This window comes from Polyangium sorediatum, from assembly GCF_029946465.1.
Lineage (GTDB): Bacteria > Myxococcota_A > Polyangia > Polyangiales > Polyangiaceae > Polyangium > Polyangium fumosum.
Genome location: NZ_JARZHI010000025.1, coordinates 15,989 through 36,715, shown reverse-complemented (window position 1 = coordinate 36,715; position 20,727 = coordinate 15,989). Strand labels below are relative to the sequence as shown.

General features: G+C 68.9%; 16 protein-coding genes. 9 read left to right on the top strand and 7 right to left on the bottom strand.

What is annotated here, in order from left to right:
- Window positions 1-66: 66 nt before the first annotated feature.
- From QHF89_RS25985 to QHF89_RS25965, 5 genes are all read right to left on the bottom strand, one after another.
- Window positions 67-888: a hypothetical protein gene (locus QHF89_RS25985; RefSeq protein ID WP_136970126.1), complete on the bottom strand. Its 822-nt coding sequence runs from the start codon at window positions 886-888 to the stop codon at window positions 67-69.
- Window positions 885-1,421, bottom strand: a complete 537-nt coding sequence (locus QHF89_RS25980; RefSeq protein ID WP_284720942.1) for an RNA polymerase sigma factor — start codon at window positions 1,419-1,421, stop codon at window positions 885-887. Before QHF89_RS25980 ends, QHF89_RS25985 begins: the two co-directional genes overlap by 4 nt.
- Before the next feature lie 145 nt (window positions 1,422-1,566).
- Complete coding sequence (locus QHF89_RS25975; RefSeq protein ID WP_136970124.1) at window positions 1,567-2,742, bottom strand: hypothetical protein; 1,176 nt, start codon at window positions 2,740-2,742, stop codon at window positions 1,567-1,569.
- Window positions 2,743-2,755: 13 nt separating this feature from the next.
- Window positions 2,756-3,295 (bottom strand): hypothetical protein, encoded by a 540-nt coding sequence (locus QHF89_RS25970; RefSeq protein WP_136970123.1) that lies wholly within the window; start codon window positions 3,293-3,295, stop codon window positions 2,756-2,758.
- Window positions 3,292-4,341: an AAA family ATPase gene (locus QHF89_RS25965; protein WP_136970122.1), complete on the bottom strand. Its 1,050-nt coding sequence runs from the start codon at window positions 4,339-4,341 to the stop codon at window positions 3,292-3,294. Before QHF89_RS25965 ends, QHF89_RS25970 begins: the two co-directional genes overlap by 4 nt.
- 63 nt (window positions 4,342-4,404) lie before the next feature.
- Here QHF89_RS25965 and QHF89_RS25960 point away from each other — a divergent pair, with 63 nt between their 5' ends.
- The 6 genes from QHF89_RS25960 (at window position 4,405) to QHF89_RS25935 (ending at window position 14,520) form a co-directional block, all read left to right on the top strand.
- Complete coding sequence (locus QHF89_RS25960) at window positions 4,405-5,274, top strand: hypothetical protein (protein ID WP_136970121.1); 870 nt, start codon at window positions 4,405-4,407, stop codon at window positions 5,272-5,274.
- Window positions 5,275-5,346: 72 nt separating this feature from the next.
- A complete protein-coding gene (locus QHF89_RS25955) occupies window positions 5,347-7,047 on the top strand; it encodes an alpha/beta hydrolase (protein ID WP_136970120.1) in 1,701 nt (566 codons plus the stop codon).
- A gap of 2 nt (window positions 7,048-7,049) precedes the next feature.
- Window positions 7,050-8,288, top strand: a complete 1,239-nt coding sequence (locus QHF89_RS25950) for an efflux RND transporter periplasmic adaptor subunit (RefSeq protein ID WP_136970119.1) — start codon at window positions 7,050-7,052, stop codon at window positions 8,286-8,288.
- Window positions 8,285-11,386 (top strand): efflux RND transporter permease subunit, encoded by a 3,102-nt coding sequence (locus QHF89_RS25945; RefSeq protein WP_136970118.1) that lies wholly within the window; start codon window positions 8,285-8,287, stop codon window positions 11,384-11,386. Before QHF89_RS25950 ends, QHF89_RS25945 begins: the two co-directional genes overlap by 4 nt.
- Window positions 11,387-11,810: 424 nt before the next feature.
- Entirely contained in the window at window positions 11,811-12,050 is a 240-nt protein-coding gene (locus QHF89_RS25940; RefSeq protein ID WP_136927216.1) for a hypothetical protein, read from the top strand.
- Window positions 12,051-12,093: 43 nt separating this feature from the next.
- Window positions 12,094-14,520, top strand: a complete 2,427-nt coding sequence (locus QHF89_RS25935; protein WP_136970117.1) for a metallophosphoesterase family protein — start codon at window positions 12,094-12,096, stop codon at window positions 14,518-14,520.
- Here the strand turns inward: QHF89_RS25935 and QHF89_RS25930 are convergent.
- The gene (locus QHF89_RS25930) at window positions 14,517-15,770 is read right to left on the bottom strand and encodes an ArsB/NhaD family transporter (RefSeq protein ID WP_136970116.1); all 1,254 of its coding nucleotides are present in this window, start codon (window positions 15,768-15,770) and stop codon (window positions 14,517-14,519) included. The genes QHF89_RS25935 and QHF89_RS25930 overlap by 4 nt on opposite strands.
- Window positions 15,771-16,014: 244 nt before the next feature.
- Here QHF89_RS25930 and ribA point away from each other — a divergent pair, with 244 nt between their 5' ends.
- Window positions 16,015-16,695 carry a GTP cyclohydrolase II gene (gene ribA, locus QHF89_RS25925; protein WP_136970115.1) on the top strand — a complete coding sequence of 227 codons (681 nt, stop codon included), beginning with the start codon at window positions 16,015-16,017 and terminating at the stop codon, window positions 16,693-16,695.
- A gap of 3 nt (window positions 16,696-16,698) precedes the next feature.
- Here the strand turns inward: ribA and glmU are convergent, their stop codons facing one another.
- The gene (glmU, locus tag QHF89_RS25920; protein ID WP_136970114.1) at window positions 16,699-18,123 is read right to left on the bottom strand and encodes a bifunctional UDP-N-acetylglucosamine diphosphorylase/glucosamine-1-phosphate N-acetyltransferase GlmU; all 1,425 of its coding nucleotides are present in this window, start codon (window positions 18,121-18,123) and stop codon (window positions 16,699-16,701) included.
- A gap of 322 nt (window positions 18,124-18,445) precedes the next feature.
- Here glmU and QHF89_RS25915 point away from each other — a divergent pair, with 322 nt between their 5' ends.
- Both QHF89_RS25915 and QHF89_RS25910 read left to right on the top strand, forming a co-directional pair.
- Window positions 18,446-19,732 carry a hypothetical protein gene (locus QHF89_RS25915; protein ID WP_136970113.1) on the top strand — a complete coding sequence of 429 codons (1,287 nt, stop codon included), beginning with the start codon at window positions 18,446-18,448 and terminating at the stop codon, window positions 19,730-19,732.
- 168 nt (window positions 19,733-19,900) lie between these two features.
- Window positions 19,901-20,725 carry a lysophospholipid acyltransferase family protein gene (locus QHF89_RS25910; RefSeq protein ID WP_136970112.1) on the top strand — a complete coding sequence of 275 codons (825 nt, stop codon included), beginning with the start codon at window positions 19,901-19,903 and terminating at the stop codon, window positions 20,723-20,725.
- Window positions 20,726-20,727 lie beyond the last annotated feature (2 nt).

Sequence of the window (20,727 nt, the reverse complement as noted above, 5' to 3'; positions counted from 1 at the left end):
GCGGCGCGGTTGTCCGGGTCTTCGTCTGTCTTCGTGGCCGGACGTCCGCCGATCCGTGTCGAAATGTTAAGGGCTCGCGGGGCAGGCCTTCCGCACGCGATCGGCGAGCGGCGAACCGGGGCTCTCCGAAAGGAACCTGGCGGCCTCGGCGCGGGCCTCGGCGACGCGGCCGAGCTTGCAGAGCGCGAGCACGCGCGCCGCGGTCCGCTCCGCGCGGAGCGATTGCCCTTCCGCGCCCGCCGAGGTCTCGTCGAGCAAACGCAATGCCTGCTCGGGATCCCCTTCCTTCATGGCGCCGTGCACGGCGCGAAGGCGCTTCGTTTCGGCGAGCAGCGGGTCCACGGGCGCCGGGGGAGGCTCGTTCGTCGCGATGGGCGCCGCCGGCCGCTTGGGAAGCGCATTCACCGCCGGTGTATTCGGGAGCGCGGGCGCCGGCGGCGGCGGTTCGTCCGTGGGGAGAGCCTCCAAAGGCCGCACCTCGACCTCCGCCGACTTTTGCGCGGGCTTGGTTTGTCCGAAGGGCGCGGGCGCTTCGAGGTGTGTCGCCGCGGGGGGCGTCTCCACGTGCGTCGCCGTGGGCCCGAGGATCGCCACGGCAGAGGCGGCGCCGCCCACGATCAAGGCAAGCATTCCTTTCCACGCGAGACCGCCGAGGGAAACCACGGCGCTGGTCTTGGCAGCGGAGGCGATCTTCGTGGCGGCGGCGACCTCGCCGAGCTTCGTCGTCGCGGCGTCGGCGACGCCCTCGCCCCCGACCGAAGCGGCTCCACCTGCGGCAATCGCAGCGGCGATCGATCGGCGCAGGCGGGCGCGATCGGCGGGCGAGGGCTCGTCCCCGTCGCGCCCTGCAAGAAGGATGGCCCGGGCTTCGGGGCCGAGCTCGCTCATCGGAGCCTCCACGTGTCGCGCGCCCGCTCCCGGGCGACCACTTGCTCGAAATCGCGCCGCGCCGCCCGCAGCCTCGCGTAAATGGTGTTCACGTTTTCCCCGAGCGCGTCCGCGATCTCGGGCGCCGTCATCTGCTCCAGCTCGGCGAGCACGAGCACGGTGCGTTTGTCGAATTCGAGCTCGTCGAGCAGCTTGTGCAAGAGGCGCGCGCCTTCGAGCCGAACGGTATGCTCGTGCGGGCCCTCCGTGCGCTCGTCGGGCACCGAATCGACGTCGACGGCCTCGGCCTTGCCGCAGGCGTGTGGGCTCTTTCGCCGCAGGGCGCGCCGGTGGTCGCTCGCGACGCGCGTGACGATGGAGCAGATCCACGTCTTCAGCGAGGAGCGGCCCTCGAACTGGCCGAGGCGGCGATACACGACGAGGAAGACCTCCTGCACGGCGTCGTCGACGAGCGCGTCGGGGACGCCGAGGCGGCGCACGTTGCGGAAGACGAGATCAAAATGCTCTTCGTAGACGACTTCGAAGGGGGGCACGGCGACCACCTCGCCCCCACCCCCCGGGCGCGCCGCGGCCGTGGACTCGGGGGCGAGCGGCGAGGGGAGGGCAGCGTGGCAGGAGGCGGAAGGGGGCAAGCGTGTCCTTGGTGGCCGGCGCCTTCTCGTTCCGTGATCAAAAATCTCAGAACCGCACCTCGAAGCCGAGCTCGGCCCGGCCGACGACGGGTGAGGCACGGTGAACGGTGCCGAGGCCCGAGATGACGAGGTCCGGGTGGACGATGGGCACGCCGGCGCCGAGGCCGACGACGAGGGCGACGGGCCGCGCGAACGTCCAGCCGAAACGTCCGCCGGCCGAGAGGGCGAGCCAGGGGGCGGCGCCCTGGCCCGGGGAGGAGACACCGGCGCTGGAGCTCTGGATCCGGCCGGCCTCGAAGGCGACGCAGGGGCCGAGCTCGATGCGGGGGCGCCGGAAGAAGGCCGCGCAGGCGCCGACGTGGGCGAGGGTGAGGTCGATGTCGCCGGTGGCGGTGCCGAGGGTGGGGAAGGGAAAGGTGCGCGTCGGGAGGTAGGTGAGGCCCGCTTCGAGGCGGTAGTTGCCGACGAAGAGGGAGATCGCGGCGCCGAGGCCGAGGGTGGGGGTGGGGAAGGTGCCGGCGTCGGCGAGGGCACGCACGGAGAGGGCCATCGGCGGCGGTAGCGGTTGTGGGGATACCGACAGAGGGACCTTCGAAACCGATACGCGCTTCGGTTCGGGTCGTGGGGGGGAGGGCTGGAACCGATGCGCGCTTCGGTTTGGGTCGTGGGGGGGAGGGCTGGAACCGATACGCGCTTCGGTTTGGGTCGTGGGGGGGAGGGCTGGAACCGATACGCGCTTCGGTTCGGGTCGTGGGGGGGAGGGCTGGAACCGATGCGCGCTTCGGTTCGGGTCGTGGGGGGGAGGGCTCGGGGTGATGTGCGCTTCAGTTTGGGTCGTGGGGGGGACCTCCGGCGGGGGTTCGGCGATCACGTCCGGATCGATCATCATGGCGATGATCAAGGCGGCGGCCTCGCCGAGGGCGGCGCAGGAGGTGGCCTCGACCTCACGCGTCCGGGGTCCCTCCTCGCTCCGTGTCTCCAGCCGAACCCGGAACCGTCCCGCCTCGTCGCGCTTCACCTCGGCCGTGACGTCGAGCGGCGCGGCCTGCGCGCCTCGGCCGCCGAGCAATCGATCCACCTCGGCCGAGACCACCGCGGCCGTGGGACACCCTTCCGGCGCGGACCATCGCAAGCGCACCGCGCTCTCGGCGTGCGCATCGGCGGCGAGGCCGAGCGACGCGAGCGAGGCGAGGATCAAGGAAGGGGCGCGGGCCCGAAGCATGGGGTCACTCAGGTCATCGAGGCGCGGGCTGGCTCGTGACAACGAGACCAGGGATCGCGTGCTGTTCGGCGAGATCGCGGCACATGACGAGCACCTTGGGATTCAGCCAGGTGAGCTCCCGCTTGATCGCCTCGGCGAGCGTGGAGGCCGCGGCGGGCGTCGGCGGGCGATCCTCTTCGAGCCAGAGCACGACGGGGACCTTGTGCTTGCACCCCAGGAGGGAGCGCAAGAACGGGCCGAGATCGTTCCGGTCGAGGGGGGTTCGCTGACATGCCCACGCCATCGAGGCGATCGAATCACGCACTTTCCACGCGATCTCTTTCGCGAGCTCACCGCTCGTGAGCCGCTGCTTGTTCTCGATTCGATAGTCCCGGAAGTCCTTGACCTCGATGAACCAGGGCGCGCCGAAGAGCAGGCCTACGAAATCGACGGCCCGGGTCCCTTCGAATCGCTTCAATCCATCCTGAAACGCGGTGTGGTCGTCCCACTTGAGGATCTGCCAGTCGTCCCCGAAGGAGAAGGAGAGCCGCCCCTCGACGTGAAGCGCGCTCACGCGGTGCTCCGCGCGTCTTCGTCGAAGAGCTTCCGCTCGAAATCGTAATGCTTCGTGAACTCGTCGAGGATCGGGTTGTCCGGCAGCTCGGCGAGCGTGCTGCCCGGCGCGATTTGCACCGGGTCGTGCTCTTCCTTCCGGTGAAATGCGAAGAAGCGAATGGGAACATCCGGACACCGGCCGTACTCCGAGAGGAGGGAGAGCTTGTGGGCGAGCAGATAATCGTGCGTCGTGACGAAGATCTGCACGCCGCGCTTTCCGAGCTCGAGCAGGATGTCCACCACGAGGGAGACGAGCCGGGGATTGAGGTTTGCCTCCGGTTCGTCCCAGAACAGAATGCCGTTCTTCGTGAGGGAACCATTGAGGACGAGGTGCGCGAGGCCAGCGATCTTGCGCAAGCCTTCCGCGACGAGATGGGCTTCCATATCGCCGTCCTTGCGCACGAGGTAGAATCGCCCGCCCTGGAGGGCGACGTTTCCCCCGAGCGCGGCCTCGATGGGCTCGATCAGCGCCTTGGCCTGCGCGGAGCGGGGGCCGCGCAGCACGGCCCGGCTGAGGGCAAGACACGCATCGTAGTAGGTCTCGTCGAAGGAGAGCTCCCGATCCTGGTACGCGGCGATGAACCCCTCGTACATGGCGAGGATTTCGCGCGTCGGGAGGAAGATGATCGGCTCTTCGCTCTTCCAGGTCGCCGCGCGCACGTCCAGCTTCTTTTTGCCGCGGGTATACAGCGTCAGCCGCAAATCCCCGGAGCTGCCCTCGATGTCGATGTCGCCGTGTCCTTGCCCTTTGCGTCGCCGCACGAGGCGTCCGAGGAATCCGTCGTCGGGACGGAACACCTTGGCGAGCTTTTCATGCATACGGGCGTCGAGGGGGATCGTGCTCTCGGCGTGCTCCATGACCTTGATGGGCGCGTAAAGCGCCTTCATGGCGTGCGACTTCCCCGTGGCGTTCGTTCCCAGGAATACGTTGATGCCGGCGCAGGGCTGGAACGCGACGTCCTTGAACGCGCCGAACTCCGTCAACCGGACCGCCTGGATTTTCATGGGAGCGCCCCGAGCCTACTCGTGATGGAACCCGCGTGCATCCGGGTTCATCATGCCCCGCGGATGAGCCGGCCGAAAACGAGCAGCGCCGCGCGCCCTTCCCCGACGGGCCTGCCCTCCCGTGAAGGCCTGCTCCGGGACCTCGGCCGCTCGCCCGACGAGCGCCCCGTCTTCTCCTTGCCCTCGCCGCTCCTTCCCTGGATCGGCATCCTCCTCGGCATCGCCGTCGCGATCCTCGCGCGCGGGCTCGTGCGGGTGGGGCCTTGGGGCGCCACGCTCTGGGTCGCGCTCGTCCTCGCGGTCGTCGTTGTCCTGCTTTATCCGCGCAAGCTCGTCGTCGGCGAGGATGGGCTCTTGCTCGTCTGGATCCGCGCCCGCTTCATCCCTTATCGCGACATCGCCTACGTCGAGACCTCCGACGGGTTTTACCTTCGCCACCCCGGCATCAACATCGCCCTCCGCTCGGGCCGCGCCTTCGATTTCGCCACCAGCGTCTTCAAGGATCGCTGGGCCGAGCGCGACGCCCTCCTCAGCTTGATTCGCGCCACCGCGGAGGCCGCGAGCGCGCGCCGCCCCGCCTGCGCGCCCGACGCCCTCGGCCGCGGCGGCAGGCCCTACGACGCCTGGGCGCGTGCGCTCCGGGCGATCGGATCGGGCGCCCACGAGGGCATCCGCACCTCGCCCGTCCCCGCCGACGAGCTGCTCCGCGTCGCCGAGAACCCGGGCGCGCCGGTCGTCGATCGCGCCGCCGCGTTCGTCGCCCTCGCCGCCTCGCGGGACGACGAGCACTTGCGCCGCTTGCGCATCGCCGTCGACCTCACGGCCGCGCCCGAGACCAAGGCCGCGCTGCAAGCGGCGCTCGCGGCGGACGGCGACGAGGCTTCGATCGCCGAGGCCCTCGCGTTTGCCGAGACAAGGACGCCGCGGCGCTGAGCCCGCGATCCATCGGCGTCGGAAAGCGGGCGAAACCCTCGCCACGACGCCCTCCTTCCTTAATGATGGCGCATGCCCTTGCGCCGCACGTGTCCCTCGGCGCTCGTCCTCGCGAGCGCCGCCCTCCTCGTCGCCTGCTCCGATCCTGTCGAGCTCCCCATCCCGCCCGCGCCGTATGCGCCGCCGCCGAGCTCCACCGTCGTCGAGGACGGACCCGTGCGGATTCGCCGCGACGTCTTCCTCGTCCCCGGCGTCACGCCCCCGCCGAACCCCCTGACGGGCAGTGCGACGCCCGCCGAGCTCAACGCCGTCCGCGTCGTTCGGTACCGCGTCGACGCCGATCCGCCGGCGCCTGCCCGCGCGGTCGCCGTCCTCATGCCCGGCTTCCTCGGCGGCGCCAGCAGCTACGATTCCATGGCGCGCGCGGTCGTGCGCAGGTCCAAGCAGGGCGAGGCCTTCGAGGCCTGGGCCATCGATCGACGCTCGAACTTGCTCGAGGATCACCACGGCCTCGACGTCGCCGAGTTCCGCAAGGATCCCGAGATCGCGAAGCGCTACTACTTCGAGGAGGAGCCCGCCGAGGACAAGACGTTCCCGGGCTTCGTTGATCAGGCCTCGGTCGATTACGCCTCCGAGTGGGGGCTCGACACCACGATCGGCGACCTCCGCCGCGTCATCGAGATCGTCGCGCCCGAGGAGCGCAAGGCGCGTGTCTTCCTCGTCGGCCACTCGCTCGGCGCCACGATCGTCGAGGAGTACGCGGCCTGGGATTTCGACGGAAAGCCTGGCTACGGCGAGCTCGCGGGCCTCGTCCTCGTCGACGGCGTCGCGCGGCAGGAGGGTGCCCTTGCCCCGACGATCACCGAAGAGGACTACCTAAAAGGCTCGTCCCAGGAGCCCAACGCCTACCTCACCCCGGGCCTCGAGACGATCCGCAAGACCACGCGTTACATCGCGCTCCCCTTGCTCGGCCTCAAGATCTACCCCGTCGCCGCGGTCGCCGGCATGCGCGCGATGTGGTCGCCGACCGCGATCACCGAGGATCCCTACCGCGACAACGCCTTCCTCACGCTCCTCTCGCTCACCCAGGTCCCGCGCATGACGAACCGCGCGGCCATGGGGTTCGCCATGGACGAAGCGTCGAACGGCGTCTCCTTCGCGGCCGTCTCGTGCGGCGAGAGCAAGGGCGGCGCGCTCGCCGAGTACGACAGCCTCTTCGGCACCAAGCTCATCCAGCCCTCCGATCCTACGGCCACGTACGATTGGGTGGAGTACGACGCCAAGAGCCCGCGCGAGCACACCTCCCTGGACGACATTTCGCGCTCCTGGTTCGAGGGCCCCTCGCTCGATTTCGCCGAGTGGTACTTCCCGGCGCGCCTCTCGCTCGACGCCCAGGCCGCGGCCACGCTCGTCTTGAAAGATGGCGATTGGCCCCTCGCAACGCACGGAATGCGCGCGATTCACGGCGCTTCCATGGACCTCCCGATCTTCGCCGCCGTCGCGGGCCTCGTCGGGGACACGGCCGCCCTCGACCCGCTGCGCGCGCTCGTTCAGAACGTACCCATCGGACCGGACCGGCCCCTCGCGGGCAAACCTCGCACGGATCCCGATGCGTTCGTCGTGCTCGACATCGTCAAGCTCACGCACATCGATCCCCTGTCCGGCACCGATGACGGTCAGGGCGATGTGACGAAATGGTACGACTCGCTCACCACGTGGATGACCACGAACAGCCCCGCAGGGGGGGTGGTCCTCGCTCCATCGGACCCGTGATCATGCCTGTTTTCGCAACACCCCGAAGGTTCTCGGTCTGGCTCACCCTCGGCGTCACGGTCCTCGTGATCGCGCTCTTTGGCTGCTCGAAAAAGGACGAGGGCGCAGGCCCTCCCGGGGGCGGCAAGGGGAAGATGGCGTTCCCCGTCGAGCTCGCGCCCGTCCCGGGCGAGCGCGTCGAGTACTCCGTCACCGCCGTCGGCAGCGTCGACGCGTACGAGCGTGTGCAGGTCACGGCGCGTGTCTCCGGCGTGATCGAGCACGTGCGCTTCGCCGAAGGTGACGTTGTCAAGAAAGGCCAGGTCCTCGTCGAGATCGATCCGGCCCGCTTCAACCTCGCCGTCCGCAGCGCCAAGGCCACGCTCGAACGCGCGCAAGCTTCGGCGGCCGAGGCGCAGCAGAACCTGGATCGCCGGGAAAAAGCGGGCGAAGACGGCGCGGGCGTCTTCTCGAAGGAGGACGTCGATGGCTGGAGGACACGCGCGCGCACCGGGGCGGCGCAGGTCGCCGAGGCGCGCGCCGCGCTCGACGAGGCGAACCTGAACCTGCGCGACGCGTACGTGCGCGCGCCCATCGAGGGCAAGATGCAGACGCGCACGGTGCAGACCGGCCAGTTCGTCCAGCCCGGCGCGGTGCTCGGCACGGTCCTGCGCCGGGACCCGCTCCTGCTTCGTTTCCCGGTCCCCGAGGCCGATGCGCCGCGCCTCTCGGCCGGCATGAACGTCTCGTTCAAGGTCACGGGCATCGAGCACGACTTCACCGCGAAGATCACGCTCGTCGCGGACGCCGCGGATCCCGCGACGCGGATGGTGCCAATCGTCGCCGAGGTCGCGGACGAGAAAAAAGATTCGCTCCGGCCCGGCGCGTTCGCCGACGTCACGGTGCGCGTCGGCGCGACCGAGAACGCGCCCGTCATCCCGCAGACCGCGATTCGACCGAGCGAAAAGGGCTTCCTCGCGTTCGTCGTGGAGAACAACGTCGCGCACGAGCGCGTGCTCGCGCTCGGCATGCGCACGGCCGACGGGCGCGTCGAGGTGCGCAAGGGCTTGAAACCCGGCGAGATGCTCGTCGTGCGTGGGGCCGAGCCGCTGCGTGATGGCACCACGGTGCGCGTCGTGCCGCCGGGACAAGGGCCGGGCAAAGGACCGCCCGGGGCCTCCAGCGCGGCCGCGCCGCCGGGGACCTCGAGCGCGCCGAGCGAAGGCGTCGGCGCGCCTGCGAAGGGAGGGAGCGCGCCATGAGCTTGACCGAAGCGTGCCTGCGCAAGCCCGTCCTCGCGTGGATGATGATGGCCGCGACGATCGTCTTCGGCATCGTCGCGGCGACCCGCATCGGCATCAGCCAGTTCCCCGACGTCGACTTCCCGACCATCAACGTCAACGTCACCTGGGAAGGCGCCGCGCCCGAGGCCGTCGAGCACGACATCGTCGAGCAGATCGAGGAGTCGGTCGTCCAGGTCGAAGGCGTCAAATCGCTCACGTCCTCGTCACGGCAGGGCGGCGCCTCGATCACGGTCGAGCTCGACCTCTCGCGCAACGTCGACTCTGCGCTCCAGGACGTGCAGGCCAAGGTCTCGCAGGCCCAGTCGCGGCTGCCGCGCGACATCGACCCGCCCGTCATCTCCAAGTCGAACCCCGAGGACCAGCCGATCATGTGGATCGGGTTGTCCGGGCCGTTCTCGCCGCAGACCCTCTCCGACTACGCGCGCTACCGCGTCAAGGAGAAGCTCCAGACCGTGCCGGGGATCGGCGAGGTCATGCTGGGCGGCTACCTCGAGCGCAACGTCCGCGTCTGGTTCGACGCCGACAAGCTCGCGGCCAAGTCGCTGACCGTGACGGACGTGATCGCGGCCCTGCGCCGGGAGCACGTGGAGCTTCCGGCGGGGCGCCTGGAGACCACGGGCCGCGAGATCAGCGTGCGTGTCCTCGGCGAGGCGCTCGACCTCGAGACGCTCCGCCGCATCGTCGTGCGGGAGCAGGAGGGCGTCCCGACGTACATCGAGGACGTCGCGATCATCGAGGACGGCTTCGAGGACGTGCGGCGCATGTCGCGCGTGAATGGCCAGCCCGCGCAGGGCATGGGCATCAAGAAGCAGCGCGGCTCGAACGCGGTCGCGGTCGCGGGCGGCGTGAAGGCGCAGCTCGACGAGATCCGGAAGACCTTGCCCGAGGGCATGGAGCTGCAGATCAACTTCGACTCGACGCGCTTCATCGAGCAGTCGGTCCACGAGATCGAGCTCGAGCTGATCCTCGCGGTCGCGCTCACGGCCCTCGTCTGCTGGCTCTTCCTCGGATCGCTCTCCAGCACGCTGAACGTGATCCTGGCGATCCCGATGAGCCTGCTCGGGACGATCGCGGCGATCTACTTCCTCGGCTTCACGCTGAACACCTTCACGCTCCTCGGCCTCTCGCTCGCGGTCGGCATCGTCGTCGACGACGCGATCATGGTGCTCGAGAACATCTTCCGGCACGCCGAGCAGGGCAAGGATCGCGTGCGGGCCGCGCGCGAGGGCACGGCCGAGATCACCTTCGCCGCGCTCGCCGCCACGGTCGCCGTCATCGCCATCTTCATCCCCGTCATCTTCATGGAAGGCGTGATGGGGCGCTTCTTCCTCCAGTTCGGCGTGACGCTTTGCATCGCCGTGGCCCTCTCGTACGTCGAGGCCATCACGCTCGCGCCCGCGCGCTGCGCGCAGCTCCTCACGACCTCGCGCGAGGGCCGCAGCAAGATCGGCATCTTCGTCGATCACGCCTTCGACAAGCTCTCCGCCGGTTACGGCTGGCTGCTCGCGCGGGGCCTCAAGTTCCCCTCGCTCGTGCTCGTCGCGTCCGTGGGCCTCTTCGTGGGCGCGGTCTTCGCGTTCCAGGCGCTCCCCGGCGAGTTCGTCCCTTCGCAGGATCAAAGCCGCCTCATGGTCCGGCTCACGACCGCCGTCGGCTCCGACATCCGCGAGACGGACAAGATCGTCACGAAGGCCGAGACCATCGTGAACAACGCGCCCGAGGTGGCGCGCACGCTCGTGGTCGTCGGCGGCTTCGGCACGGGCGCCGTGAACAGCGGCATGATCTTCGTGACGCTCAAGCCCCGGGGCGAGCGCAAGGCGACGCAGAACGAGTTCGCCGCCGTCCTGCGCAAGGAGCTCAACGCGATCCCGGGCCTACGCGCCGTCGTGCAGGACCTCTCGCAGTCGGGCTTCACCGCGTCGCGTGGCTTCCCCGTGGAGTTCTCGATCCGCGGGCCCGAGTGGGGCGAGCTCGTCTCGCACAGCGAACGCATGAAGGCCGAGCTTCAGGCGGCGGGCCTCGTCGTCGACCTCGACTCCGACTACCAGCTCGGCATGCCCGAGCTACGGATCGTGCCCGATCGTGCGCGGGCCGCGGATCTCGGCATTTCGGTCGAGGAGATCGCGACGACCCTGAACGCGCTCGTCGGCGGCACGCGCGTGGGCAAGTACAGCGCGGGCGGGCGACGTGTCGACGTGCGCATGCGCCTGCTCGCCGATCAACGCTCGCGGCCCGAGGATCTCTCGCGCCTCAAAATCCGCGCGAAATCGGGCGAGCTCGTTCCGCTCTCGACGCTCGTGAAGTACGAGGAGCAGCCGGCGCTCCAGGCGATCACGCGCCGGGATCGCGAGCGCGCGATCACCCTCTTCGGCAACGTCGCGCCGGGCAAGTCGCAGAGCGACGCCCTCGCGCTCGTGGAGAAGCTCGGCAAGGACGTACCGACTGGCTACCACGTGGTCCTCGGCGGGGCGTCGGTCGCCTTCCGCGAGTCCATGGGGGGCCTCGTCTTCGCGCTGATCCTCGGGATCATCGTCGCGTACATGGTGCTCGCGTCGCAGTTCAACTCGTTCCTGCACCCGGTCACCGTCTTGACGATCCTCCCGCTCTCCGTCGCGGGCGCTGCGTTCGCGCTGCTCCTCATGAAGCAGACGCTCAACATCTTCAGCATGATCGGGATCGTCCTCTTGATGGGGATCGTGAAGAAGAACTCGATCATCCTGGTCGACTACGCGACGGAGCTACGGAACCACGGCAAGAACGCGCTCGACGCGATGCTCGAAGCGGGGCCGGTTCGTCTCCGGCCCATCCTGATGACATCCATCGCGACCCTGATGGCGGCGATCCCCTCGGCGCTCGCGCTCGGCGAAGGCAGCGAGGTGCGCGCGCCCATGGCGATCGCGGTCATCGGCGGCCTCGTGATCTCCACGGGCCTGAGCCTCCTCGTGGTGCCGGCGTTTTACATCGTCGCCGACCGCATCGCGACGCGCCTCGCGCGCGCTCGCCCCGCGTCCACCCCGCCCCTCGCCGAGCCGGTCCCGCCTCCCCCGCACGTTTGACGCGCTGGGCCGACCAACTCGTGCTCCCCCCTCCCGTCCCGGCAGAAAAATCGATCGCAACTGTTGCCGTTCGAGAGGCTCGGCTTTAGGTGCGCCGAGGTGGCTTGATGCTGCAAAGAACATTCCGCAGCCTGGACGGTCGGGGGTTCGCCTCGGGCGACACGAACGTGCACAAACCGCTACGCGTCAGGCTTGCTTCTTCTGCACATCGTGTAGGATTGGCGCATGCCGACCGCTGGGGGCCGAGGGAGTCACGCTGCTGCGATCCGAGGGACGATCGCGCTGCGCACACTCGGTGCCGGGGCAAACGCAGCGCTCCCTTCGCGCTGCACCCGTCCCCAAGTTCCCCGAGCGGCAATCTTCGCTTGCACCCCGGCCAGGGTTTCCTGGAAAATCTGAAAAATCGGCTTTTGGGAGATGAACGATGAGCGCCAAGAACCGACCTCACACCCCGGCCGTCGCTGTTGCCCCTCGCGAAGCGGCGTTTCAGGATGCAGTGGTCCTTGTTCGTGAACCCTTCGTCATCGACCGGGCGGTGGCCATGCAGGCCATCCGCTACACGAAGGAGCTTCTGTCCGGCTCCTTTGCGCCGAACACACAACGCGAGTCCATGCCATCCTCCAACCCGTCGACCTCGAGGCGACGCGCTGCGAGCGGCCGCTAGAACTTCCGAAGCGGTCCGCGCGTCGATGTAGCGCTGGGACCGAATGTACATCCTCCACCTGTCGGATCTTCACGTCACGGAGCCCGGGCAATCGCTCGACGACGTGTGGATGCACCCGGCGCAAGCGCTGGGGACGCTGCACCCGGCCCCCTTCGACTTCGTCGTCGTGAGCGGGGATCTCACGCAGCGCGGGAGCGCCGCGGAGTACGACGAGCTGCTCGAATTCGCGGAGCACCGTGTCCTGCCGCTCGTCGTGAACCGCGAGCGCGCGCGCGTCGTGTTCGTTCCGGGCAACCACGACGTCGACTGGGGCGCCGACATCGGCGAGCCCGTGCGCGTCACGTCGCTGCGCACCGCGCACGACTTCGACCTCCTCGAACAGGAGATGCAGCGGCTCAAGCGCTCGCCGGATCTCTCGGATCTGCGCATCGACGTGGGCCGCTACGGTCACCTCGACCTCGTCAAGCTGCGGGCGGGCGCGGAGTACAACAAGCGCTTCGCGAACGTCCAGCGCTTCTTCGACCGTTTCTATGGCGAGTCCTTGGATGGCCGCGGCCGCGCCTTTGATCTTCTCGACCCGAACGAACGCGAGCATTGGTCGGCGCATGTCTTCCCCACGGAGAAAGTCGCGTTCTTCGGTTTCAATTCCTGCCATCGGAACGACAAGTACTGGACCGGCGCCTGCATCTCCACGCGCGCCGTCTCTGCCGCGCGCGACTTCGCCAACGGCCTCGATCGCGACACGCTGCGCGTCGCTGTCTGGCACCACGGCTTCACGAGCGAGCGCGGGCGCCCCGACTACCTGACGCTCCAGGACGTCGGCACCCTCTACGCCGCGGGCTTCCGCATCGGCTTCCATGGCCACACGCACCAGGAGAGCTCGAAGCTCGTCGAGCTCTTCAAGAGCCGCTTCGTCATCATCTCCACGGGATCGCTCGGCTCGGCCGCGCACGAGCGCCCCGGCGCCGTGGGCAACCAGTTCTCGGTGGTGCGGCTCAGCCCGAGTACGGTCAGCGTCGAGGTGTACGAGCGCGACGGCGAGGCCGGCGAGTACGCGCTCGAGCCGAAGCGCAAATACTTCGAGGTGAACTGGGAACCCGTCGCGCAGGCCGAGCGCTTCGTGAAGGCCCGCGAGCACACCCGGATCTGGAGCGTCGGCGACGACGGCATCGCGCTCGTCGAGGTGGAGCTGCGTGACTTCGTGGCCCCCGTCGAGACGCCGATCGCCGTGCTCGAACCGCCCTACAACAACGTCCAGGCCGAGCCGCGCGCGACCACGTGGCGCGGCCGTCGCGAGGTGAAGGAAGAGCCCCTCGGCGGCGGGCGCGTGCGCTTCATGCTCCAGGGCGCCGACAAGACCGAGCGTTATCTCACGTGGAGCTACCACCTTTCGAACGCTGTCGCGCTCACGCAGGCCGAGCTGAACCTGCTGGAGAAGCGCGATCGTTGGTACCCCAACTTGATCGACGGCTACGACGTCCGCTCGCACGTCGTCCGGTTCGAGTCCGACCACCTCACGCTGGCGCTCGTGTTCGCCGAGAGCTCGGGCGCGACGATCGAGGACGCGTATCCCATGGTCGAGCGCTGCTACGAGCAGTTCGGCGAGGATCGCTGGGAGCCCGTGGAGTTCGAGCAGGAGCGGTGCCGCTCGCACTTCATCGTGGGCAAGTCGCACGTGGAGCTCAAGATCCCGGGGCCGATCGTGGGCTACCGGTACTCGCTCGCGTATCGCCCCGGAGGCCCCGGCAAGGAGTATCCCGAGGCCGCGAAGTGGACCGCGCGCGCCTTGCTGGAGCGTTGCTGCGGCAAGCCCATGTCGAACCACTCGCTCTCGGCGAAGCTCACGGAGGCGGTCGGCAACTCGATCTACAAGATCGCCACGGCCTCGCCGTGGGGCGTGCAGACCGCGCCGATCGTGCGGAACGGCCTGCTCTCGGAGCGCGGGTCGTGGATGGGCATGATCTGGGACGCGAACCTGCGCGTGCTCTGCCCGGCGTTCGGCCAGTTCTGGCCGCAGTCCTGGGCCGCGCGCTTCACCTGCGGCAGCGGCGTCGCGGGCCACGCCTTCCGCTTCAACATCGCGGCCGCGTGGCATCGCGACGCGCACGCGACGACGAGCATCATCTACCAGCCGAGCCCGGATCATCACCGCCTCTTCGCGCGGCACTACCGCTGGATCTTGTGCTTCCCGCTGCGCCTCGCGCCGGAGGAGGAGTCCTCGCTCGGCGTCGTTTGTCTCGCGAGCGAGGAGGAGAACACCCAGGTCGAGCGCGCGCTCGGCCACCTCGCCCGCGCGATCTGCACCGAGACGATGGATCCCGAGGCCACGAAGCTGCGCCTCATGCTCCAGACCGTCATCAACGCCGTGTTCTGGACGTGCGTCACCGATCCGAACCACGGGCTCAGCGAGAGCGAGGGGCGGTACGCGCGCCACGTGCTCAACGCGCTGCTCTCGTCGGCGACGGATTAACGGACGAGCAGCAGGTAGCCGATCGCCACGACCATCGAGGCGACCGTCACGGGCAAGCCCGCGCGCAGGTACGTGACGAACCCGATCTCGTCTTCCGCGTGCGCGGCCTCGACGACGATGATGTTCGCGACGGAGCCGAGGAGCGTGAGGTTGCCGGCGAGCGTCGTGGCCATCGCCGTGACGGTCCAGGCGAGCGTGGGATCGGGCAAGGTCCGGATCATCGGCTCGGCGAGCAGGATGAAGGGCACGTTGCTCACGACCTGACAGCCGAGCGTGAACATCGCGGAGAGCGCGGCCATCGCGGCGCCACGATCGGCCGGGATGAACGGCCGCGCCGCGGCGAGCGCCTCGTCGACGAGGCCCGTGCGCTGGAACGCGGCCGCCACGATGAAGAGCGCGCCGAAGAAGACGAGCACGGTCCACGTCACGCCCGAGAACAGCGACGTGGGATCACGCCTGCGAAGGACGAGGAGCGCAGCCGCGCCCGTGAGCGCGGCGAACGCGAGGTTCGCGCCGGCGAGGAAGGCGATCGAGACACCCAGGAGCACGACGAGCGCGAGCGTCAGCTCCCCGCGTGATCGGGCCGCGACGGGTGCTTCCGTGTCGATCGCCGCGGAGCTCGTCGGCCGCAATTGCTTCCGGAAGAGCAAGTGCAACGTCGCCGCCGTCACCAGCAGCGCGAGGAAGCCGGCCGGCCCCGCGCGCAGGAGGTAACTCCGGTACGACAACCCCGAGAGGTGCGCGACCAGCATGTTCTGCGGGTTTCCCGCGAGCGTCATCGCGCTGCCTGCGTTCGCCCCCATCGCCAGCGCGAGCAGGTAGGGCACGCGGGGCAGGCCCGCCCGCCGCGCCGTCGCGTCCACCACGGGCGCGAAGAGCACGCACACCGGATCGTTGACCAGCACGGCCGAGAGCACCCCCGAGGCGATCGTCGTGCCGTAGAGCAGGCCCACCGGCGAGGGCTCCCGCTTCAGCAAATACGACGCGGCCATCTCGAAGAACCCGGCCTCCGCGAGCGCGGCCGCGAGCAGCATCATCCCGAGCAGGAGCCCGATCGTGTTCGGCTCGACGGCGGCGAACGCGGCGTTCGCGTCGATGCCCCAGCGCGGCTCGATCGACGCGAGCACGACCATCGCGCACGCCCCGGCGAGCGCGCCTGCGGGCCGGCCGATCGGCAGGAGCGACAGGCGCCGAAAGGCGATCAGCGCGTAGGTCGCGACGAACACGGCGAGCGTAGGCAGGTGGCTCATGGCGGGGTCACGGGTTCGTGTCGGCGTCGGGAGCTTGCTCCGAAGCGACGCGGGAGGGCTTGAAAGAGCCGCAAGCAACCGAGCGGCGGGTTTGTCCTTCTGGACCCTTTGCGAGGGCGTACGGGCGCCCCCGACCTTGTCACACGCGGGGCCTTACGCTACGTACGTTGCCCCCGCAGATCCCGAGGTCCTCGGAGGCCCTGGGGATGCTATATACGTCCACGCAAGCGCACAGGAGAGCGAGATGTACGTCCCCGACGTGGTGATCCGGCCTCGGCTCGAGATACTCGCGAAGGCCCCCGTGCCGACGCAGACCGGTTTGTTCGAGATGATCGTATTCCGGTATGGTGAGCAATCCGCCGAAAGCGGGCTTTCCCCGGATCATGTGGCGCTGGTGATGGGCGATGTGCGTGGACGGTCGTCCGTCCTCGTCCGGGTGCACTCGGAGTGCCTGACGAGCGAGGTCTTCGGCTCCCTGAAATGCGATTGCCGTGGGCAACTCGAAGCGGCGCAGGCCGAGATCGCGCGGCGGGGGCAGGGCGTCGTCGTGTACCTGCGCCAGGAGGGCCGGGGCATCGGCCTCTCGAACAAGATCCGCGCGTACGACCTGCAGGCGCGGGGGCATGACACCGTGGACGCGAACCGGATGCTCGGGCTCCCCGACGACGCGCGGGATTACGCGCCGGCCGCGGCGGTGCTGGAGCACCTCGGCGTCGCCTCGATCCAGCTCATGACGAACAACCCGCTCAAGGTGCAGGCGCTCCGGCAGCTCGGCACGCGGGTCGAGGCGCGCGAGCCGTCGATTGTCGGGACGAACCCGTTCAGCCAGGGGTATCTGGAGGCGAAGCGGGTGCGGATGGGACATTCGCTGCCGCCCGTGGACGCGGCCTTGATCACCTCTGCCGAGAACATCGACGCCGAGTGACGTTCAGCCGTTCGACGGCTTCTTCGCCGCGCCTGCCTTGAGCCGCGCCTTGAGCCGCGAGGCGTAGCCCTCCTTGTTCTCCTGCTTCACCCGCGAGATGGCGAGCGCGTCATCCGGCACGTCGCGCGTGACCGTCGTGCCCGTCCCCACGTACGCGCCCACGCCGATCCGCACCGGCGCGATGATCTGCGAATCGCTGCCGACGAACGCGCCCGCGCCGATCTCGGTGCGGTGCTTCTTGAACCCGTCGTAATTGCAGAAAATGGTCCCCGCGCCGATATTGGCGCCCTCGCCGATGTCGCCGTCGCCGAGATACGCGAGGTGATTCGCCTTCGCCCCGCGGCGGACCACGGTCTTTTTCGTCTCCACGAAATTGCCGATGTGCGCCTCGGCCTCGACGCGGCTCTCCGGGCGCAGGTGCGAAAACGGCCCGATCTGCGCATGCTCGCCGATCGTCGAATCGCTCGCGATCGAATATGGTTTGACCAGGGCCGAGGGCGCGACCTCCACGTCCGTCAGCACCGAGCCCACGTCGATCCGCGCATTCGCCCCGATGCGGGTCTTTCCGCGGAGCACCACGTAATGCTCGATCACCGCGTCCGCCTCGACGACCACGGTCGCGTCGATCCGCGCCGTCGCCCGCACCGTCGCGCCCGCGCGCCGGATCCGGTCCGCGATGCGCCCGTACAGGATGTCCTCGGCCGCGGCGAGCTGCGCCCGGTCGTTCACCCCCACGAGCGCCGCCGCGCTCTCGGCCCGCACGGAGGCGACCCCGCCCGCCTTCGACGCGACGGCCACGATATCGGTCAGATACAGCTCGCCCTGCGCATTGTTCGGCAAGAGCCCTGCCACCGATTCTCGCAAAAACCCTGATCGCGCGACGTACACGCCCGTGTTCACCTCGCGCACGCGCCGCTCTTCCTCCGTCGCGTCGCGCTGCTCCCGCACGGCGAAGATGTTTCCATCGGCGTCACGCAGCACGCGCCCATAGCCCGTCGGATCTTCGGTCATCGCCGTCAGCATCGCGACCGACGCGCCGCCCTCGATCGAGCCCGCGAGCCGCACGAGCTCGGCCGGGTCGAGCAGCGGCGTATCCCCGCAGAGCACGAGCACGCGCTCGGCTGCGGGATCGAGCGCCGGCAGGGCCGACCGCACTGCGTCCCCCGTCCCGCGCTGGGCCTCCTGCACCGCCGTCCGCACGCGATCGCCGAACGCCTTGGTGAGGTGCGCGGCGAGCTCGTCCCGGCCATACCCCACGACGACCACGACGTCCCCGCACCCTGCGGCGAGCGCCGCTTCGATGGCGTAGTCGACCATCGGCCGGCCGCAGAGCGTGTGAAGCACCTTGGGCTTCGCGCTCTTCATGCGGGTGCCTTGCCCGGCGGCGAGGACGATGGCGGTGAGGGAAGGGGAGGCTTGGGTCGTCATCGGCGCCGAAACTAGCACGGCCACCCGAGACCCCCCAGCGATCGGCGAAACGGCCCGCGGGGCCCCCGCGGGACGGACGGGCCGGCGCCGCGGACGTATCGAGCGCCATCCCATTGTCGCCATTGAATGGCTGTTGAAATGGGAAAAGGCCGTTCTGTCTGCAACCACGAATACGAGGTTGGTCTCACCCGGTGGTATGTGGAGTGACCGCATTGCGTCGAAACCGTGCCGGCGCGCCGTCTTTTCTCGATGAATTGGACCTTTTTGATGATCTCCTCGTCAGGCGCAGTGTATGCACGAAGGGAAGGACGGAGGGAACCTCATGACCCGCTTCGCTCATGTATCGCTCGTGTCTCTCGTTCTCGTGTTCGCGTCGGCTTGCAGCAGCACCGAGGCCACGGCGCCCGCGGCGGTCAACGTCGAGGCCGAGGCGGTCGTCAACGCGGATCTCGGGGCGGAGGCGCTGATCGAGGAGCACGACGAGGGAACGGTCGCCTGGCGCATCGACAACGACGGCCAGGTGAAGGCCGCGGTCACCGCCTCGGCGACGGGGCGCGTCAAGGAGGACGTCAGCGGCTCGCTCATCTACAAAGTCGAGGGCAGCGAGCCGAAGACGGTGCCGCTCGTGCTCGACGCGAAGACGGGCTTGCTCGTCGCGGCTGGGCCGAAGCTCGAAGCGGATCTGACCGAGGTCGACTACACGCTGACGGTCGCGGGCAAACCCTGGACCGGCGTCATGCACGTGCCCGTGGGCGGCACGGCGGAGCTCGTGGCCGGCGCCAAGGTGACGGCCGAGGCGAAGCTGCCCGACGAGACCGTGGGCCCGCACGGCGGAACGATCCAGATCGTCGGCGAGGATCGGCTGGAGATGGTCGCGGACGCGGACACGGGCGAGACGCGCGTGTACGTGCTCGACGTCGATCTCAAGCCCGTGCGAATCGAGACGCGCAAGCTCCGGATGGGCTTCGTCGCCGAGAAGACCACGTTCGTGAACTTCGATCCCGAGCCGTCCGGCTTTTATTTCTCGGCGCGGCTCGGGGCTTCGGCGGCGGTGCTCAATCCGCTGCGCGTCACGGCGTCGCTCAGCGTCGGCACGATCACGCACGCGGCGATCTGGGGATATCGGCCGGGCATTCGTGTCTACGCCCCGAGCGCCACGGTCAAAATCGCGGCCGCGCCGCGCGTCCGCTTCAGCCTCCGGGGCGGCTTCGACAGCGGCGTCGACTGCTACGGCCGCGCCCACGTGAAGGTGCACCACAGGGACGACCACGACCACCACGACCACCACGACCACCACGACCACGACAGAAAGGGCAACAACGGCCGGCATTTCGGCCAGGACGGCACCTTCGCCCGCGACAGCGGCGGCTTCAAGTCGGACAACGCCGTGCACCCTGGCAGCAGCAAGGCGAAGGGCGGCGGCGACGACGATCGCGGCCACGATCACGTCAGCAGCGCGAGGAGCAGCGGCAGCCCGAAGCGCAGCAGCCATGACGATCGCGGTGGCGGGGACCGAAAAGGCGGCGGCGGGGACCGAAAAGGCGGCGGCGGCGGCAAGAGCGGCGGCGGCGACGCGAAGGGCGGCGGTGGCAAGGGCGGCAAAAAATAACCGCGTCGCGAGACGAATGTAGGGTTTTCACCCTCCTTCTGTCAGGTTCTCGTCACGATTGCATGAAATCCAACGACGCAGCGCAAGACGCGCATTGCGTCATGCTGGAAACGGCCTTTCCTCCTCTTGCCGGCTTTTCTGCAGTCGGGTAAAGATGGGCCTTCCTCCATGAAGGCCAAGCTCGTTTCGCTCTGGAACTGGTTCGAGATTCTCGCCGTCGTGACGGTGTCGACCGGCGCCGTCGCGGCGGTGTTTGTCACGACCGCACCATTCGACCGCGTCCGCAAAATCACGGGCAGGTTCTTTCGCGTTTGCGGCACGATGCTCGTCCGCTTGAATCCGCTCTGGAGCGTGAAGGTCTCCGGCTGGCAGAGGCCCAAGGACAGCGGGCCTTTCATCGTCGTCGCCAATCACCAGTCGATCGCCGACATCCCTGCGATCAGCTATTTGCCCTGGGAAATGAAATGGCTCTCGAAGGAGAGCAATTTCAAGGTCCCGGGCCTCGGCTGGATGATGAGCATGGCCGGCGACATCCCGCTCCGCCGCGGCGAGCGCGAGAGCGCAAAATCGGCGATGGAGCGCTGCAAATGGTACCTCGACCGCGGCATGAGCGTGATGATCTTCCCCGAAGGCACGCGCTCCTCCGACGGTGAGCTCAAGCCCTTCAAGGACGGCGCGTTCCGCCTCGCCCTGGAGACGGGTATCCCCATCCTGCCCATCGCTGTCGCCGGCACGCGCCACGCGATCCCCAAGAACTCGTGGGTCTTCGGCGTGAAATGCCAGGCCCGCATCGAAGTCCTGCCGCCCGTCGACGTGAAAGGCATGACGATGGCCGACCTCGACACCCTGCGTGATCGCGTGCGGGGTGATATCTCGGCGGCCTTCGAACGGCTCGGCAAGTGGATGCCGACGCTCCCCTCCGAGGAGGACGGCGAGAGCGAGGCACCAGAAGCCACGGTCCCGGCTGCGATCGAAGCCTCGCCCCCCGCCTGAGC

Coding starts and splice junctions, on each gene's coding strand:
- QHF89_RS25960 (WP_136970121.1), top strand. CDS start 4,405: ATGAGCCGGCCGAAAACGAGCAGCGCCGCGCGCCCTTCCCCGACGGGC.
- QHF89_RS25965 (WP_136970122.1), bottom strand. CDS start 4,341: ATGAAAATCCAGGCGGTCCGGTTGACGGAGTTCGGCGCGTTCAAGGAC.
- glmU (WP_136970114.1), bottom strand. CDS start 18,123: ATGACGACCCAAGCCTCCCCTTCCCTCACCGCCATCGTCCTCGCCGCC.
- QHF89_RS25930 (WP_136970116.1), bottom strand. CDS start 15,770: ATGAGCCACCTGCCTACGCTCGCCGTGTTCGTCGCGACCTACGCGCTG.
- QHF89_RS25935 (WP_136970117.1), top strand. CDS start 12,094: ATGTACATCCTCCACCTGTCGGATCTTCACGTCACGGAGCCCGGGCAA.
- QHF89_RS25985 (WP_136970126.1), bottom strand. CDS start 888: ATGAGCGAGCTCGGCCCCGAAGCCCGGGCCATCCTTCTTGCAGGGCGC.
- QHF89_RS25945 (WP_136970118.1), top strand. CDS start 8,285: ATGAGCTTGACCGAAGCGTGCCTGCGCAAGCCCGTCCTCGCGTGGATG.
- QHF89_RS25950 (WP_136970119.1), top strand. CDS start 7,050: ATGCCTGTTTTCGCAACACCCCGAAGGTTCTCGGTCTGGCTCACCCTC.
- QHF89_RS25940 (WP_136927216.1), top strand. CDS start 11,811: ATGAGCGCCAAGAACCGACCTCACACCCCGGCCGTCGCTGTTGCCCCT.
- QHF89_RS25910 (WP_136970112.1), top strand. CDS start 19,901: ATGAAGGCCAAGCTCGTTTCGCTCTGGAACTGGTTCGAGATTCTCGCC.
- ribA (WP_136970115.1), top strand. CDS start 16,015: ATGTACGTCCCCGACGTGGTGATCCGGCCTCGGCTCGAGATACTCGCG.
- QHF89_RS25955 (WP_136970120.1), top strand. CDS start 5,347: ATGCCCTTGCGCCGCACGTGTCCCTCGGCGCTCGTCCTCGCGAGCGCC.
- QHF89_RS25915 (WP_136970113.1), top strand. CDS start 18,446: ATGACCCGCTTCGCTCATGTATCGCTCGTGTCTCTCGTTCTCGTGTTC.
- QHF89_RS25975 (WP_136970124.1), bottom strand. CDS start 2,742: ATGCTTCGGGCCCGCGCCCCTTCCTTGATCCTCGCCTCGCTCGCGTCG.